Origin of the sequence: Roseibium sp. (assembly GCF_965233565.1) — a bacterium.
In the GTDB taxonomy this organism is placed as follows: domain Bacteria; phylum Pseudomonadota; class Alphaproteobacteria; order Rhizobiales; family Stappiaceae; genus Roseibium.
In genome coordinates, this window is sequence record NZ_OZ247494.1 from 2541661 (window position 1) to 2559339 (window position 17679).

At 60.7% G+C, this 17679-nt stretch carries 13 protein-coding genes; 5 read left to right on the forward strand and 8 right to left on the reverse strand.

The window, feature by feature from the left end:
- Positions 1-19: 19 nt before the first annotated feature.
- From ACO6TG_RS11675 to ACO6TG_RS11685, 3 genes are all read right to left on the reverse strand, one after another.
- Complete coding sequence (locus ACO6TG_RS11675) at positions 20-793, reverse strand: DNA-binding domain-containing protein (RefSeq protein WP_422378326.1); 774 nt, start codon at positions 791-793, stop codon at positions 20-22.
- Between the two features lie 13 nt (positions 794-806).
- On the reverse strand, positions 807-1697 hold the full coding sequence (locus ACO6TG_RS11680; protein WP_422378327.1) for a DUF692 domain-containing protein: 891 nt from the start codon (positions 1695-1697) through the stop codon (positions 807-809).
- 99 nt (positions 1698-1796) lie between these two features.
- Positions 1797-2102: a DUF2282 domain-containing protein gene (locus ACO6TG_RS11685; RefSeq protein WP_422378328.1), complete on the reverse strand. Its 306-nt coding sequence runs from the start codon at positions 2100-2102 to the stop codon at positions 1797-1799.
- A 605-nt stretch (positions 2103-2707) separates the two neighbouring features.
- Between ACO6TG_RS11685 and gltB the strand changes: the two genes are divergently transcribed.
- Together gltB and ACO6TG_RS11695 are read left to right on the forward strand one after the other, a co-directional pair.
- Entirely contained in the window at positions 2708-7441 is a 4734-nt protein-coding gene (gltB, locus tag ACO6TG_RS11690; RefSeq protein ID WP_422378329.1) for a glutamate synthase large subunit, read from the forward strand.
- 88 nt (positions 7442-7529) lie between these two features.
- Complete coding sequence (locus tag ACO6TG_RS11695; RefSeq protein WP_422378330.1) at positions 7530-8960, forward strand: glutamate synthase subunit beta; 1431 nt, start codon at positions 7530-7532, stop codon at positions 8958-8960.
- Positions 8961-9035: 75 nt separating this feature from the next.
- Here the strand turns inward: ACO6TG_RS11695 and ACO6TG_RS11700 are convergent, their stop codons facing one another.
- The 3 genes from ACO6TG_RS11700 to ACO6TG_RS11710 form a co-directional block, all read right to left on the reverse strand.
- Positions 9036-10304 (reverse strand): DUF459 domain-containing protein, encoded by a 1269-nt coding sequence (locus tag ACO6TG_RS11700; protein ID WP_422378331.1) that lies wholly within the window; start codon positions 10302-10304, stop codon positions 9036-9038.
- 36 nt (positions 10305-10340) lie between these two features.
- A complete protein-coding gene (locus ACO6TG_RS11705; RefSeq protein ID WP_422378869.1) occupies positions 10341-11510 on the reverse strand; it encodes a lytic murein transglycosylase in 1170 nt (389 codons plus the stop codon).
- Positions 11511-11703: 193 nt separating this feature from the next.
- Positions 11704-13173 (reverse strand): outer membrane beta-barrel protein, encoded by a 1470-nt coding sequence (locus ACO6TG_RS11710; RefSeq protein WP_422378332.1) that lies wholly within the window; start codon positions 13171-13173, stop codon positions 11704-11706.
- Between the two features lie 202 nt (positions 13174-13375).
- On the opposite strand from ACO6TG_RS11710, the gene ACO6TG_RS11715 reads away from it, so the two are divergent.
- The 3 genes from ACO6TG_RS11715 (at position 13376) to ACO6TG_RS11725 (ending at position 16199) form a co-directional block, all read left to right on the forward strand.
- Positions 13376-14389, forward strand: coding sequence for a KpsF/GutQ family sugar-phosphate isomerase (locus tag ACO6TG_RS11715; RefSeq protein ID WP_422378333.1), 1014 nt, complete (start codon positions 13376-13378; stop codon positions 14387-14389).
- 160 nt (positions 14390-14549) lie between these two features.
- Positions 14550-15317, forward strand: a complete 768-nt coding sequence (locus ACO6TG_RS11720; protein WP_422378334.1) for a motility protein A — start codon at positions 14550-14552, stop codon at positions 15315-15317.
- A 27-nt stretch (positions 15318-15344) separates the two neighbouring features.
- The gene (locus ACO6TG_RS11725) at positions 15345-16199 is read left to right on the forward strand and encodes a flagellar motor protein MotB (protein WP_422378335.1); all 855 of its coding nucleotides are present in this window, start codon (positions 15345-15347) and stop codon (positions 16197-16199) included.
- A gap of 29 nt (positions 16200-16228) precedes the next feature.
- On the opposite strand, the gene ACO6TG_RS11730 is transcribed toward ACO6TG_RS11725, so the two are convergent.
- Positions 16229-16684, reverse strand: coding sequence for an NfeD family protein (locus ACO6TG_RS11730; RefSeq protein WP_422378336.1), 456 nt, complete (start codon positions 16682-16684; stop codon positions 16229-16231).
- Entirely contained in the window at positions 16681-17670 is a 990-nt protein-coding gene (locus ACO6TG_RS11735; protein ID WP_422378337.1) for an SPFH domain-containing protein, read from the reverse strand. The genes ACO6TG_RS11730 and ACO6TG_RS11735 overlap by 4 nt, the downstream gene beginning before the upstream one ends.
- Between the last annotated feature and the right edge of the window lie 9 nt (positions 17671-17679).

The following is a 17679-nucleotide window of genomic DNA, read 5'->3' on the forward strand; positions in this document are numbered from 1 at the left end:
GTTCTGTCAGCGTCCGGGTTCAGTCAGTCTCGGCCGTTGCAAGGCCTTGAAAAGCACCATTTGAAAGACAATCCGACAGGCTGTCGGACAGTGAAAAGTCCGGGCAGTTCTCCTGGGCCGCCAGTGCGGCTTCCCCAAGCGATTGCCCGTTGAAAAGGCTCTGCAGGAACAGGTCAGCGCCCGGGCGCAACAGCGTCAGCTCGACGTCGAGCTCCGGCCGCGTGATCAGGACGGACTGGGCTGTGCCCAGATCGATCTCGACCTTTTCGTCGAAACGGTTGGCCCGTAGCAGATCGAGGACTGGCCAGGCCGTGGAGATCACCCAGGCAGCCGGATGACGCCGGAACCGGGCATCGCCAACCTCGTCCGGTGGCAGTGCCCCAAGAACCGCCGGGTCCATCGGTGCGGCATCCTCAGCATGATAGGCTTGCAGCCACGCCCACTCCACCCGCGCCACATCCGCAAGATAGGGATAGGCTTCCAGTGGCGGGAAAGTTTCGACAAAATCCGGAAATTCTGCACCATACCAGATCAGAACGGGCGATTGCGGAGGGGTCTGGGAGACAAAGGCACGCGCCAGGGCGTTGAAGTAGTCCTCGCCCAGCAGGGCCTTGATCGACGGGTAGGTTTTCCCGAGCGCCTCGCACAGGCTGACGACCACGTTGTTTCTGTAGACGTTGAATCGTTTCGGCGCGGGTTTTCCGTCCGGTCCAACGATCCCCTGGGGAAGGGGACTGTCCGGATCGAGCAGAGCTTCGCTGAAATGGACGCTGCCAGGCTTCAAGGATGTCATTGCGCTCTTCATCTCAGCCAGCTTGCTTGAGCGGCCGGTCGGCAGCCTCGGCCAGGAGGCGATCGGCGGCCTGTGCTTCGGCGAGCAGCACCGGCCAGGCCGGCACGTCGTTGTCCCACTCGATCAGCGTGGGCAGCGGCCCGGTTTTCCGGAGCACCCGCTCATAAAGGGCCCAGACAGCCTCGTCGACCTCCCGGTCGTGGGCATCGATCAGCAGCGGGCGACCGGCATCGTCGGTATCGGGCGCGTGTCCGCCCAGATGAAGTTCACCGACCGCGTCCATCGGAAACTCGGCCAGATAGTCTTCGGCGGAGCGTTCGTGATTTGTGGACGAGACATAGACATTGTTGACGTCGAGCAGCAACCCGCAGCCGGTCCGGCGCGTGATTTCTGTCAGAAAATCGATCTCACTCATCGTGCTCTGCGCGAAAGCGACATAGGTCGACGGATTTTCCAGGAGCATGCGTCGGCCGACGGTCTCCTGGACCTCGTCGATATGATCGCAGACCCGCTGGAGTGTTGCCGCGTCATAGGGCACCGGCAGCAGGTCGTTGTAATAGGTGGTGTCATGGGTCGACCAGGCGAGATGCTCTGAAAAGAGGCCCGGTTCGTAGCGCCGGTTCAGCGCAGCAAGACGGTTGAGATGTGCCTTATCCAGTGGGCCTTCACCGCCAATGGAAAGCCCGACACCGTGCAGGGACAGGGGGTAGATTTCGCGAATGTCTTCCAGCAGCCGGTGCGGCGCGCCACCCGCCCCCATGTAGTTTTCCGCATGAACTTCGAAAAACCCGAGATCCGCCCGGGTTTCCAGGATTTCGGGAATGTGCTCGCCCTTCAGCCCCGCACCTGCCCGCGCAGGCACATCGGCGGGGATGCGGATCGCGGTCGGGAATTGGGCGGTCATTCTATACTCCGGGTCGATGACACAGACATCCGGCAGGCGGTTGTTTTCCCGCCTGCCCGAATAGTGTGGCCGCATCTGCGGCCAGGCGACAGGCCCCTATCAGGCTTTCGGCAGGTCGCGATCAAGCTCGGTCAAAGACCCTTTGCGGCCGTCCGGCAGGTCCATGGTCACACAGGTGCCCTTCGGAACCAGCGTCCAGGCATTGCCCTGGTAGTCGACGGTGGAAGTGCCGGCACATGTGGTGCCCGGGCCTGCGGCGCAATCGTTCTTGCCTTTCAGGGACACACCATAGCATTTTTCCTTGGCCTGGGCATGGGCCGGAGTGGCGGTGGTGGTGGACAGGCCTGCAACGGCGGTTGCAACGGCACCTGCAACGATTGCTGCGGTCATAGCCTTCTGTTTCATGTCGAACTCCTCTGGTCGAACAAAAGTTCCAATTTCGTCCGCCACCCAATTTTGACTGCGCGGCGCAATCCGTAATTGAGCATATTGCCGATAAATAGGAAATCAAACGGCTGTGACTGTTTTGCGAGCAGTCTGATCAATGTCTTAACAAACGCAAGATTCTTACCCAAAACCACGCCCAAATGACCATTCCGGACGAATGGAACTTTTTGCGCGAAACAATTATAATGCACCCACGCAGAAACACTCTTGCTCCTGGCGGTGAAATCTGTCATGTTCGCGCCGCCTGGAATAGGACAGGGATACTGTCCCAATTACTGAAGGGCGCCGGGCGGGTCCAAGGGCCGCGGCGGACGTGGTGAACAGGCAGACCATCAGGCGGATCCGGGAAGGATGCGCATAGAGGCGGGACAAGATGTCCCGGCAGCGGCAGGGCCGCTGCGTCAATGCGGCGGTTTGTTTTGATGAACCGGCGCGGTTAATACACAACAGAGCCGGGGCAGACGAGCCAGGGTTCGCCGAGCCGCATTCTTGATGGAATGCGACCCGAACGGAACCGGACGCTTTAAGCCACGGTGGCACTGGGGTTAACAGTGAGGGCGCACATGACGAGACGAGAGCTGACGACCAGCACAGCCATGCAAGCCGGGGGAGACGTCGAAAAGACCACCGCCACCCGAACTCTTGCCGAACGACTGGGCACGGCCGCCGACAAAGGGCTCTACGATCCGTCGCGCGAACACGATGCCTGTGGCGTGGGCTTTGTTGCCCACCTGAAGGGCGAGAAGTCCCACAAGATCATCTCCGACGGTCTGCAGGTCCTTGAGAACCTGACCCACCGCGGCGCCGTTGGCGCAGATCCGCTGATGGGCGACGGCGCCGGCATGCTGATCCAGATGCCGCACACCTTTTTTGCCGAAGAGCTGGCCGCAGCCGGCACACCGCTTCCGGAAGCGGGTGAATATGGCGTCGGTTTCATCTTCATGCCGCAGGACGACGCCCTGCGCGCCAAGTGCACGGAAATCGTCGAGCGTGTCATCAAGGCCGAAGGCCAGGATCTGATCGGCTGGCGCGATGTTCCCGTCGACAATTCCTCGCTCTCCAAGGCACCTGACATTGCCGCGACCGAGCCGGTGTCGCGCCAGGTGTTCATCAGGAAATCCAATGGCGATGACGACAATGCGTTTGAGCGCCGCCTCTACGTGCTGCGCAAGGTGATTTCCAACACCGTGCGCGCCGAGACCGATGCAGTCGAAAAAGGCTTCTACATTGTCTCCCTGTCGAGCCGCACCATCGTTTACAAGGGCATGTTCCTCGCCTACCAGCTCGGCGCCTATTATGCCGACCTGAAGGACGAGCGGTTCACTTCCGCCCTGGCTTTGGTGCACCAGCGCTTCTCGACCAACACCTTCCCGTCCTGGGACCTGTCCCACCCCTACCGGATGGTGGCCCATAACGGCGAGATCAACACGCTGCGCGGCAACGTCAACTGGATGGCCGCGCGCCAGGCCTCTGTCTCCTCCGCGCTGCTGGGTGACGACATTTCCAAGCTCTGGCCGATTTCTTATGAAGGCCAGTCGGACACTGCCTGTTTCGACAACGCGCTCGAGTTCCTGACCATGGGCGGTTACTCGCTCGCCCATGCAGCGATGATGCTGATCCCGGAAGCCTGGGCTGGCAATCCGCTGATGGACGACAACCGCCGCGCCTTCTACGAATATCATGCGGCCCTGATGGAGCCGTGGGACGGCCCGGCCGCGGTGGCCTTCACCGATGGCCGCCAGATCGGTGCAACCCTTGACCGCAACGGCCTGCGCCCGGCCCGCTACATCGTGACGGACGAAGACTTCGTCATCATGTCCTCCGAAGTCGGTGTGCTGCCGGTGGACGAGGAGCGCGTCGTCCAGAAATGGCGCCTGCAGCCGGGCAAGATGCTGCTAATCGACCTGGAAGAAGGCCGCATCGTCTCCGACGACGAGATCAAGCGCCAGCTGTCCACGGCCAACCCATATAAGGACTGGCTGCACCGCTCGCAGATCGTTCTGGAAGACCAGCCGGGCGTGCGTCAGCGCGCACCTGTTGCCGGTGAGAGCCTGCTCGACCGTCAGCAGGCCTTCGGCTACACCCAGGAAGACATCAAGCTGCTGATGACGCCCATGGCCACCGTCGGCCAGGAAGCCATCGGCTCCATGGGCACCGACACGCCGATCTCGGCGCTGTCCGACAAGTCCAAGCTGCTTTATACCTATTTCAAGCAGAACTTCGCGCAGGTCACCAACCCGCCGATTGATCCGATCCGTGAAGAGCTGGTGATGAGCCTGGTGTCGTTCATCGGTCCGCGCCCGAACATCTTCGACCTGAAAGGCGCCTCGACCTCGAAACGCCTCGAAGTACGCCAGCCGATCCTGACCAACGAGGATCTGGAAAAGATCCGCGCCATCGGCGATGTGGCGGACAACCAGTTCTCCGCCAAGACGCTCGACATCACCTATAATGCCGAAAAAGGCGCCGGCGGCATGGAGGGCGCCCTCGACGAGCTGTGCCAGCGCGCCGAAAAGGCCGTCCGCGACGGCTACAACATCATCATCCTGTCCGATCGCCTGATCAGCCGGTCCCGGATCGCGATCCCGGCCCTGCTGGCGACCGCGGCCGTGCACCATCATCTGATCCGCAAGGGACTGCGCACCTCCGTCGGTCTCGTGGTTGAAACCGGTGAAGCCCGCGAAGTCCATCACTTCTGCGTTCTGGCCGGCTACGGCGCGGAAGCGATCAACCCCTATCTCGCCTTCGAGACCCTGCTCTCCATGCATATGGAGATGGACTTCCCGGAAGAGGTCGATCAGTACGAGGTCGTCGAGCGCTACATCAAGTCGATCGACAAGGGCATCCTGAAAGTCATGTCCAAGATGGGCATCTCGACCTACCAGTCCTATTGCGGCGCGCAGATCTTCGACGCCGTCGGTCTCGGCACCGGTTTCGTCAAGAAATATTTCTTCGGCACCGCCACCATGATCGAGGGCATCGGCCTTGCCGAGGTTGCCGAAGAAACCGTGCAGCGCCACGAGGAAGCCTTCGGTGATGTCGCCATCCTGCGCCGGTCGCTGGAAGTCGGCGGTGAATATGCCTACCGGACCCGCGGCGAAAGCCACATGTGGACGCCGGACAGCATCGCCACCTTGCAGCATGCGGTACGTTCCAAGCTGCCGGACATGTACCGGGCCTTCGCCAAGGAAGTGAACGAGGAAAGTGGCCGCTATGCGATCCGCGGCCTGTTCCGGGTGAAATCCGCCGAGGAAATCGGCACCAAGCCGATTGACCTCGACGCAGTCGAGCCGGCTGAGGACATCGTCAAGCGCTTCGTCACCGGCGCCATGTCCTTCGGCTCGATCTCGCGCGAAGCCCATTCGACGCTGGCGATCGCCATGAACAAGATCGGCGGCAAGTCGAACACCGGTGAAGGCGGCGAGGAACCGGAGCGGTTCAACCCCCTGCCGGACGGATCCCAGAACCCGCAGCGCTCCGCCATCAAACAGGTGGCCTCCGGCCGTTTCGGCGTGACCACCGAGTATCTGGTCAATTCCGACATGATCCAGATCAAGGTCGCCCAGGGCGCCAAGCCGGGCGAAGGCGGCCAGCTGCCGGGCCACAAGGTGGATGCGGTGATCGCGAAAGTGCGCCACTCCACCCCCGGCGTCGGCCTGATTTCGCCGCCGCCGCACCACGACATCTATTCGATCGAGGATCTGGCACAGCTGATCTACGATCTGAAGAACGTCAATCCGGAAGCCGACATTTCCGTCAAGCTGGTCTCCGAAGTCGGTGTCGGCACCGTTGCCGCCGGCGTTGCCAAGGCCCGTGCCGACCACATCACCATTTCCGGCTATGACGGTGGTACCGGCGCTTCGCCGCTGACCTCGATCAAGCATGCCGGAAGCCCCTGGGAGATCGGTCTTGCCGAGACCCAGCAGACCCTGGTGCTGAACGGCCTGCGCTCGCGCATTGCGCTTCAGGTCGATGGCGGCCTGCGCACCGGCCGGGATGTACTCGTCGGCGCGCTGCTCGGCGCAGATGAATTCGGCTTCTCGACCGCTCCGCTGATCGCAGCCGGCTGTCTGATGATGCGCAAGTGTCACCTCAACACCTGCCCGGTCGGCATTGCGACCCAGGACCCGGTCCTGCGCAAGCGTTTCAAGGGCACGCCGGAACATGTCATCAACTACTTCTTCTACGTTGCCGAAGAAGTTCGGGAACTGATGGCAGGCCTCGGCATTGCGAAACTGGACGAGCTGATCGGTCGGTCCGACTATCTCGACAAGAATGCCGCACTCGAGCACTGGAAGGCCAAGGGTCTCGACTTTTCGCGGATCTTCTTCCAGCCGGAGGCAGCTGCTGAAGAGACCCGCTGGACGGCGCGCCAGGAGCATCCGATCGTCGACATACTGGACCGCCGCCTGATTGCAGCTGCCCAGCCGGCCCTCGACTCCCGTGAGCCGACGGTCGTCAACGAGACCATCTGCTCCGTCGACCGCTCGGTCGGTGCTATGCTGTCGGGTGAAATCGCCAAGCGCTACGGCAGCAAGGCGCTGAAGAAACCCGACACGCTAACCGTCAACCTGACGGGCACGGCCGGACAGGCTTTCGGTGCCTTTGTCGCCCGCGGCGTGACCATGAACCTGGTCGGCGATGCCAATGACTATGTCGGCAAGGGCCTTGCCGGCGGAAAGCTCATCGTGCGCCCGCCGGAAAACACGCGGATCGTCGCCGAAAACTCCATCATTGTCGGCAACACGGTGCTTTACGGGGCAACAGAAGGGGAATGTTACTTCCGTGGCGTCGCCGGTGAACGCTTTGCCGTGCGCAACTCCGGCGCGGTCGCCGTTGTCGAAGGGGTGGGCGACCACGGCTGTGAATACATGACCGGCGGTGTTGTCGTTGTCATCGGCCAGACCGGCCGCAACTTCGCAGCCGGCATGTCCGGCGGCATCGCCTATGTGCTCGACGAGGACGGGTCCTTCGGCTCACGCTGTAACCTGGCCATGGTCGACCTGGAGCCGGTAACGGAAGAAGACGATCTTCTGGAAAAGCTGCACCACCATGGCGGTGACATCGAACACAAGGGCCGCGTGGACCTCTCGTGCGACATGACCCGCCACGATGACGAGCGCCTGCGCCAGATGCTGACCAAGCACGTGGAGTACACGGGCTCGACCAAGGCACAGGCAATCCTCGACGACTGGACCACCTATCGTCCGAAATTCGTCAAGGTCATGCCGGTCGAATACCGCCGTGCGCTGCGCGAAATGGAAGAGCAACGTCTGGGGATGGTTGCCGCCGAATAACCCCGGCACTTGAACAACAGGGCTCTCGGCCGGACTCGCCGGCCGATCGAGCCACCTTGTGAACGAGATTAGTTATGAGGAGGTCACCTTGGGCAAGGTAACCGGTTTTCTGGAAATCGATCGGCAGGAACAGAAGTATCAGCCTGCATCCGACCGTATTCGCCATTTCCGCGAGTTCACCATTCCGCTGAACGAGCAGGAAGTCGCCAACCAGGCGGCCCGCTGCATGGATTGCGGCATTCCGTTCTGTCACGGCCCGACCGGCTGCCCGGTCAACAATCAGATCCCGGACTGGAACGACCTGGTCTTCCAGGGCGACTGGGACCTGGCGCTTCGGAACCTGCACTCCACCAACAACTTTCCGGAGTTCACCGGCCGCATTTGCCCGGCCCCCTGCGAGGAAGCCTGCACGCTGAACCTGGAAGACATTCCGGTCAACATCAAGAGCGTGGAACAGGCGATTGCCGACAAGGGCTGGGAGCAGGGCTGGATCGTGCCCGAGCCGTCCGCGACCAAGACCGGCAAGGCCGTGGCCATCATCGGCTCCGGCCCCGCCGGCATGGCCGCGGCGCAGCAGCTCGCCCGCGCCGGCCACACCGTACATGTCTACGAGCGCGAACCGAAGGCCGGCGGCCTGCTGCGCTATGGCATTCCCGACTTCAAGATGGAAAAGCACTACATCGACAAGCGCGTCCAGCAGATGGAAGCCGAAGGTGTGACCTTCCATTATGGCGTCAATGTCGGTGTGACCGTCAGCATGGAAGAACTGACCGAACGCCACGACGCCGTAATCCTGTGCGCCGGTGCCGAGCGCCCGCGCGATCCGGGCGTCGAGGGCATGGAGATGGAAGGCTGCCACTGGGCCATGCCGTATCTCGTACAGCAGAACCGCCGCGTTGGCGGCGAGCCGGAAGGCGACGAAGCGCCGATCTGGGCAGGTGGCAAACATGTCGTCGTCATCGGTGGCGGCGACACCGCCTCTGACTGTGTCGGCACCGCATTCCGCCAGGGCGCGCTGTCCGTGACCCAGCTCGACATCCGGCCGATCCCGCCGCTGAAGGAAGACAAGATGACCGTCTGGCCGTACTGGCCGACGAAATTCCGCACCTCTTCCAGCCAGGCGGAGGGCGCTGAACGCGAATTCTCCGCAGCCACCCTTGGTCTCGTTGGCGAAGACGGCAAGGTGGAAGGCGTCAAATGCGCCCGCGTCGACGAAAAACGCCGCCCGATCGAAGGCACAGAGTTCATCCTGCGCGCCGATCTTGTACTGGCGGCCATCGGCTTCTCCGGCCCGCTGCTAGACACTTACGTTGCCGAAGCCGGTGAGACCCTGGAACTGGACGGCCGCACCAACGTCAAGGCCAACACCGACGACTACAAGACCTCGATCGACAAGGTCTTTGCCGCCGGTGACGTGCGCAAGGGGCAGTCGCTGGTCGTCTGGGCAATCCGCGAAGGCCGCCAGGCCGCCCGTGCGGTTGACCTTTACCTGACCGGCGAAACGGACCTGCCGCGATAAGACATTCGCCAGACTTTACAAGGAAGCCGCCGGCTCACGCTGGCGGCTTTTTCTTTTTCTATGGATTGAGCAACGTCACTGCCCGGGCGGGCGAATCGTGACGGAGATCCGTGTCCCCACACCCTGCTGAGCGCCTGACGCATCCGAAAGCGGGCCACGCAACCCCGGAACCTCCAGGACCGGCACATCGTCCGTTTCGACGGCCACCGCCTCCGGCATTTGCGGGTTGTCCACCCGGCCTCGCATGGGCTGTAGCGGCTCGCCCTGAACAAAGAAACGGTAGGCGCGGCTCTTCGGGTCCATTGACCGCTCGTCCTCCCCCCCCATCAGAAGCGCTTCCGGCGATGTGGTCCGGCCCGTCAGAACGATGAAATTCGGATCATCCTCGACCCCTTCAAAGGCAAGCCCGCCATAGCTGCCGAGAAGGCGTAACAACTCACGTTCGACGAAGAAGGCGACTTTCCGGTATCCGTCCCAGGTAAAACCGATCCGGTCATTGGTTCGAAGCCGCGCATTTTTGCCGTCGACATTCGGGCCAAAGGAAGAATAGCTGCCGTCCTGGGCCAGAAAGATGTCCCAGATGTCGACGTAGCGCACCCGCCGGTCTGCTGCTGCTGCTTCGAAAATCGAATTCAGCTGCGTGAAATCCGCGTTGATGAGCTTGTTGTTGGTAGGCGGCAATCCGGCCCAGACAAGCGGCTTTTTCTCCTGGCGCACGACACGCACCAGGGCATCCACCTTGCTGCGATAGGTTTCCAGCCATTCCTCGGTCATGAATTCGACCGGCGGTTCGCCAGGGAAAGTCTTGCTCAGATCGCGTTGCCCGATCATGACGACAACGGCCTTCACGTCACCGCCACGAATTTTGGAGAGGACATCAGTCGCCCAGTCCGGCGCTGTTTCTCCTGTAAAACCGGCCTTGTCCTGCGTGACGGGCTCGACCCGGATATGGGGCTTGTCGGCGAGCATGAATTTCAACCCGTCCGCAACACCGCGCGCCATCCGGTCGCCAACCACGACGATCAGGCCGGCGTTCGGGTCCTTCGGCACACTTTCAAACTTGGGCGGCGCACCGGCAGGACGGCTCACCTTCGGACGTTGCTGGGTTTTGGGCTGTTTCTTGGTGCGTCGCTCGCCCCCGAACAGGCGTTGCAGCGGCGCAAACGGATTGAAGCCCCGGAACGGGCCGTTCTGTGCAACGATGATTTCCTGGTCGGGGATCGTTTGCGCCCAGGCACGGTCCACCGGTTCGGCAAGCAAGGCAAAGGCAAGCACGGCAGCAGCAAATCGTGCCGTTTTTGCCCTGTTCTTCAAGCTGCTTGCCTGCCGCTTTGGAATGCGCACTCGCGGGTCCTCAATGAAGCTCTCTTCAGCCCGAGTTTAGCTGCCGAGTTTCAACCGCGCCAGCAAAACCACGGAGGCATACCCGTCCGGTATCATACCGCGCGACTTCTGATAGGCACGAATGCCGCGCCGCGTTGCCGGACCTATCTTGCCGTCCGCAGCGCCAACCGAAAATCCGTGCCGGTTCAAGAGAGATTGCAGTTCTGCGGTCTCCGACCGGGTCAGCGGCAGATGTTCCCGCGACCAGTCTCCCGCGAGCGGTCCACCGCCGATGATCCGGTCTGCAAGATGCCCGACCGCCAACGCGTATGCCGTGGCGTTGTTGTAGCGCTTGATGACATAGAAGTTTCGCAGCATCAGGAAAGCCGGACCGCTGGCGCCGGCCGGCAGCACCAGGATGCCCTTGTCAGACGGACGCGGAAAATCCCTGCCATTGGAGCGGCGCACGCCATAACGGCTCCACTCCCCGAGCGTCAGCGTCTTGTCACCATCTGCCAGATGATAGTCGAACCCGGCTGGCAGCTTGACCTCGTATCCCCAGGTCTTGCCGGTCTGCCAGCCATGTTTCTTCAGATAGTTGGCCGTTGAAGCAAGGGCATCGGGGATGGAAGTCCAGATATCGCGGCGGCCATCGCCATTATAATCGGCAGCATAGGCTTTCCAGCTGGAAGGCATGAACTGGGTGTGCCCCATGGCGCCTGCCCAGGATCCCTCCATGTCGTTGAAACGGACATGGCCCGCCTGCACGATGGCCAATGCTGTGATCAGTTCCTTCTGCCAGAAACTCTTGCGCCGCGGGGCCGCGTAGGCAAGCGTTGCCAGAGCCTGGATGACATTGTGCCGGCCCATGAAGCCGCCATAGTTGGTCTCCATGCCCCAGATCGCAAGCACCGCCTCACGGTCCACGCCGTATCTGGCTTCGATCTGCTTCAGGACCGGACCATATTCGCGCAGCATCTCGCGGCCCTTTTCGACCCGCGTATCGGACACCGCACTGTCCAGATATTCCCAGATCGGCTTGACGAACTCGGACTGCTTGTTCATCAGCCGGATCGTGTCGTCATCCGGCTTCATGCCGGTAAAGACGGCATTATAGGTCTGCGCCGAAATGCCGGCAGCCTGGGCCTTTGGCCAAAAGCCCCGGACAAACTTGTCGAAACCCGGATCGGCCTGGGACGGCACGGTCAGCACGATAAGCGCCACCATCCAGAGGACGGCGCACAGTCCTGCGGTCCGCACCATACGGAACGGCGATTTCAGAGAGGATCCAGAAAAGGGCAAAGACATCATTCTGTCAGCAGTCCGTTGCACAACATTACGCATTAGGGCCTCCTTGACGCCCAATTTCGTGTCTGTTCTGCCCCCGCCCATGAATGGTCTAGCTTTGGTTACTGTATAGTTAATGACGGAACCGAAGCCCGGCTTCAATAGCGTTTTCCGTATAATCGCTGCCGTCCTGCGAACTGTCGAAGCGACGATGGGTGTAATCCGCCGTCAATGCCACGTTCTGTGTCAGGGCGAAGGTGACCCCGCCGAAGCCGGTCAACGTGTTTTCTTCAATGTCGGCACCTTCATAGGTCCGATAGCTGTAGCCGAGCCCGGTTTCCGCGACCAGGCGATCACTGAAGCCATGGGCAAGCCTCAGATCCCCAGAATAGATGATCGACCCGCTCGCGCCGTCAATATCTGTTGAGGAAAAACTTGTGCCAAGGCCAGCCGTGACGGTGGTCAACCGGCTGGGGGACCAGACAAGAGACCCGTCGAGCACCAGACCCGTCAAGGCATCCAGACGGCTGTCCTCGATATCCTCGATGCGCCAGCCCACTCCAAGCTCACCGGTGATCTTCGGTCCGGATGCAATGGTCACGCCACCGCGCAGCTGATAACCGTTGGCGTCACGTTTTTCACACAGGCTGTCGCTGCAGGTCTGGTCATAGCGCCGCAGCAGCAGCGAGCCTTCGACAAAGGGCGAGATCACGCTGTCGGTGTTTCCATCCAGGCGCAGACTGGCGGAATAGAGCGTATTGTCCCGGCCGCTTTGCGAGGAACCGCCATCGGTCGTGTAGATGTTTCGATCGACACCAAGCGACGCTGTCGCCGCAATAATGCCGACGGCCCGGGTCGCACTCAGATCTCCCGAAATTTCCTGGTTGTGGTCGGTGCCGGACGAGGTCGATTCCGCGCTGCCATCTTCCTCGCGCGTGTAGGAATAGGCAAGACTGGTGGTCACCCGGGTGGCCTCGCTGATGTCCAGCCGCAGATTTGCTGCCGCGAAAACGGAAGCGTCATCATCGTCGGAATTGCCCGGATAACCCGTGTAAGTGCCACGCAGGGAGACGTCGAACTGATGCCGCGACCAGTCGGATGTCAAGGAGAGGTCCGGAGAGATCCTGTAGAGGCTTCCCGACGAGCCTGAGGACGAACGGGCCGTGTTGTCCGTATAGCCTCCGGTGACCGTGACCTGAGGCGTAAAGGTGAAAGACCCGAGACGAATGCCGTCAGCGGCATCAAATGTGGTGTCTCCGCCGAAAATGCTGTCATCAATTCCGGAACCATTCAGAGGAACGGCTCTGCCGACGGCTGCGATCCGGTCGGAAAAGGGCCGCACCGGCGTGACCCTGCCATTGGTGCCAAGCCCGCTCGATCCTGTTTCCGCCGCAGCGGAATTGAGCGTTGAACGCAAGGAAAAGACGTTGGCCTGGGTCGGGTTCGGATCAGCCGCATCGGCCGCCTGATCCGTGGTATCTTCAGCATCAAGAGGGCTGTCCGCGTCGGAACTGCCACGCAAGTCCCCCAAGGCTGTCTGGGCAGCAGTGGGCGTGGTTTGCAACGCGGCAAAACACAGCAGCAATGGCAAAAAGCGGTGCATGGACTTCCGGAACCAGTCGACGTCGTAGTCCAACCAAACTGAACAAGCTTGGTTAATGCTTCGTTTCTTTTTTGCAAATTGACAGTTACATGGTGTTACATAAAGTCAGGCGTTCTAATCGATTTAATGCATCACAGGTTCTTGATCCCGTTGAGCGTCTGGCCTAGAGCTGATCCATCAAAAACAAAAAAGTTTTAAGATCATGGCAATCTCCCAGTCCGACCTTGCTTCCGAACAAGAGTTCGACATGACGTCCCAATCGCTCGTGTCTGCCGAACGGACGCTTGAAACAGAGATTGCCGGTCTGAGTGCTGTGCGCGCGGCGTTGAAAAACGGCCTTGCAGCGCCTTTTCAAAAGACCTGTGAACTGATCCAGAACAGCCCGGGCCGCGTGATTGTGACCGGCATCGGTAAAAGCGGACATATCGGCACCAAGATTGCCGCAAGCCTGGCGTCCACGGGCACTCCCTCTTTCTTTGTTCACGCCAGTGAAGCCAGCCATGGCGATCTTGGCATGATCACCGAAGACGACGTGGTCCTGGCCCTGTCCTGGTCCGGTGAAACTCAGGAACTGGCAGGAATTGTCAGCTATACTCGCCGGTTCAAGGTTCCGCTCGTCGCCATCACGTCACGTGAGGACAGCACCCTCGGCCGCGCGTCGGACATCATCATGAAACTGCCGAGCGTCACGGAGGCCTGTCCGCATGGACTGGCGCCGACAACATCGGCGCTGATTCAGCTTGCGATCGGCGATGCCCTGGCCGTCGCCCTCCTGGAAAGCCGCAGTTTTACCGCACAGGACTTTCGCATATTCCATCCGGGCGGCCGACTGGGCGCCAGCCTGAAGGTCGCCAAGGACATCATGCATTCCGGCGACCGCATGCCGCTGGTCTCGGCCGGCACGCCGATGAGCGAGGGCATCGTGCTGATGACCCAGCGCGGCTTCGGCGTTCTTGGCGTCACGGACGAATTGCACCAGTTGATCGGCATCATCACGGATGGTGATTTGCGGCGGCACGTTACCTCCAATCTCCTGGAGAAAACGGCAGGCGAGATCATGACCCAGTCGCCCAAGACCGTTTCCACTGACACCTTGTCCGCGTCGATCCTGGAACTGGTCAACAGCCTGTCGATCACCTCGGTGTTTGTCGTTGAAGACGGACGTCCGGTCGGCATCGTGCATCTGCACGACCTGCTGCGGATCGGCGCTGCCTGAAAACACGGACAACACCATCACAATCGCGTCACGCCGACCGAAATTCGTTACGATCCGGTGCTGAAATCCCTCGGCATTAGGATTTGATTAGCCATAAGCCTCTTACACTGCCCCAAAGTTTACTTGGCTCGACAGCCACAGACCTTGGTGTGTGTACAGAATGGATCTGGCGACATTAATCGGAATTGTCGGCGCATTTGGCGTGGTCATTACCGCCGTGTTTCTCGGCGGCAGCTTCACGCAGTTCGTTGACATTCCCTCGATTCTGATCGTGTTCGGCGGCGGCCTGGCCGCCACGCTGATCCGTTTTCAGCTGTCCGATATCGCTGCCGCTTTCGTTACGGGATTCAAAGTGGCCCTGGCCGGCAAGAATGCCAGCCCGCGCGACCTGATCAACGAGATCACCAATCTGGGAGAGATCGTGCGCAAGTCCGGCCCGCTGGGGCTGGAAAATGTCGACGTCTCCGACCCGATCCTGGCCAAGGGTGTTCAATACATCGCCGACGGATACGAACTCGAATTCATCAAGGAATCGATGGAGCGGGAGCGTGATCTGCAATTGTCGCGCTTGTCTGAAGGGCGCCGCGTCTTCAAGGCGCTCGGCGATTCGGCCCCTGCCTTCGGCATGATCGGAACGCTGGTCGGCCTGGTGCAGATGCTGGCCAACATGGATGATCCCGCCGCAATCGGCCCCTCCATGGCGGTTGCGCTGCTGACGACCCTCTATGGCGCGCTGGTTTCCAACATTCTGTGTCTGCCGCTGGTGGACAAGCTCGATGCAAAATTCGATGTCGACGAACTCAACCAGACGCTGATCATCGACGGTATCTGCCAGATCCGCGAATCCAAGAGCCCGGCTCTGATCAAGGAAATGCTGGTCGCATATCTGCCGGAAAAAGCACGCGCCGAGCTCGAAGAAGCGGCCTAATCCCAGACACCGGATCGGACAAACAGGATGGCCAAGAAAAAACAGAAATCAGGTGGAGGCGCACCCGACTGGCTGGTGACATTTGCCGACCTGATGTCCCTGCTGGTGTGTTTCTTCGTTCTGATCATCTCCTTTTCCATCCAGGACAAGGAGAAGCTCCAGGTCGTTGCAGGCTCCATGCGCGAAGCCTTCGGCGTCAAGGACACCTCCCGCAAGACCGGCATCATCGAGGTCGAGGGCATTCCGATTCGCGACTACATGAAGGACATCAGCCAGGTCGAACAGGAGATGGATTCCGACTTTTCCCAGGAGCGCCACGAAAAGCGGCGCAAGCAGGGACCGGAGGCCAATACCCACGACACGCTTGAGGCCGACATCGAGAAGCCGCGCCAGTTCGCAACCGCCGCAGCATCCCTCCGCCAAGCCTGGCAGGAAATGCCGGAAATCACCGAGATTTCAAGCAACATCATTCTGGAGGAGACCGAAGACGGTCTCAACATCATGCTGGTCGACCAGGATGGCCGCTCGATGTTCCGGGAAGGGTCAAAATACCCTTATGAGACCACACGCCGCCTGATTGCCAAGATGGCGCCGGTGCTGGCGCAAATGCCGAACCGTGTTGAAATCACCGGCCACACGACGGCTGGTCAGCTGTCCGCCAATCCGGATTACACCGGCTGGGACCTGTCCAGCGAGAGAGCCAACATCGCCCGGCAGATTCTGGCCGAATATGGCGTGCCGGGCGACCAGTTCTATGCCGTGGTCGGCAAGGCGGACACGGAACCGCTCTTCCCGAACGACCCGTATCTTGCGGCCAACCGGCGCGTCGGCATTCTGCTGAAGGCGGAAGAACCACCGCTGCCGCTCGGCCACAAACCCTGACACTTTTCAAGTAGGCGGTTTAGCCGCCCTCACTCGGCCCGCGAGACGACCAGCCTGGCGCCATCGATCGCGTCCACTTTCACCTTCGTGCCTGCCGGCAGGTCCGGGCCGGTGATCCGCCAGATCGTGTCATCGATCGAAAGGTTCCCGGCTCCCTCGTTCAAGGGGGCAGCCAGAGTGAACTCGCGACCGATATAGCGGCTGCCGCGTTGATTGAGCCCCGGGTCGCCCTTTTCAGAAGCGAGACGCTGCATCATTCTCCGGCCGACAAGCAAGCTCACAAGCGAGAGCACGAGAAACAGCGCAACATCGATCTGCCAGGCAAAGTCGAAGACCAGCGACACGACACCGACCACCAGGGCCGACAGACCGAACCACAGGAAAATCGTGCCCGGCGCCAGGATCTCAAGGCCCAGCAGGATCAATCCAAGGACAAACCAGCTCCAGGGGCCAAGCGCTTCGATGGTGCTTTCAATCAGGCTCACCGCTCAGGACCTCCCTCATTTGCCCCGGTATTGGGGATACGGGACGACGTCCGGCTGCCGCCCTTGTCGTCGCCGAAGGCTTCCTTGGCGATCTCGCCAATACCGCTCAAAGCCCCCAGGAGCGACGTGGCTTCCATGGGAAGAATAAGGGTCTTCTGGTTGCGCGAGGTGGCCAGTTCCTTGAAGGCCTCGACATATTTGTTGGCAACGAAGTAATTGATCGCCTGGACGTCGCCCGATGCAATTGCGGAACTCACCATCTGGGTCGCCTTGGCTTCTGCCTCTGCTTCACGCTCGCGGGCTTCGGCGTCACGGAATGCCGATTCGCGCCGGCCTTCGGCTTCCAGGATCAGAGACTGCTTTTCACCCTCGGCTTTCAGGATTTCCGACTGGCGTTTGCCTTCCGCTTCCAGGATGGAGGCACGCTTGTCACGTTCTGCCTTCATCTGGCGCGCCATGGCATCGACCAGATCCCGCGGCGGGTTGATGTCCTTGATCTCGATTCGGGTGATCTTCACGCCCCAGGGCTCTGCCGCTGCATCAACAACGCGCAGGATCTTGGCGTTGATCTCGTCACGGTTGGACAGAAGCGAATCCAGGTCCATGGAGCCCATGACGGACCGGATATTCGTCATGGTCAGGTTCAGGATCGCGTTTTGCAGACCCAGCACCTCATAGGCCGCGCGAGATGCTTCCAGCACCTGGTAGAAAGTGACGCCATCAGCGGTGACGGTCGCGTTGTCACGGGTGATGACTTCCTGGGAGGGCACATCGAGCACCTGTTCCATCATGTTCAGCTTGTGGCCGACCCGATCGATGAACGGGATGATGAAATTCAGACCCGGTGTCAGGGTCTTGCGGTATTTTCCAAAGCGCTCGATTGTGTAGTTGTAGCCTTGGGGAACCGTCTTCACCCCGGCGAAAAAAATCAGAATGACCAGCACAACAAGGCCGATCAGGACAATATCCAATCCCGCGATAGGCATGAACGTCTC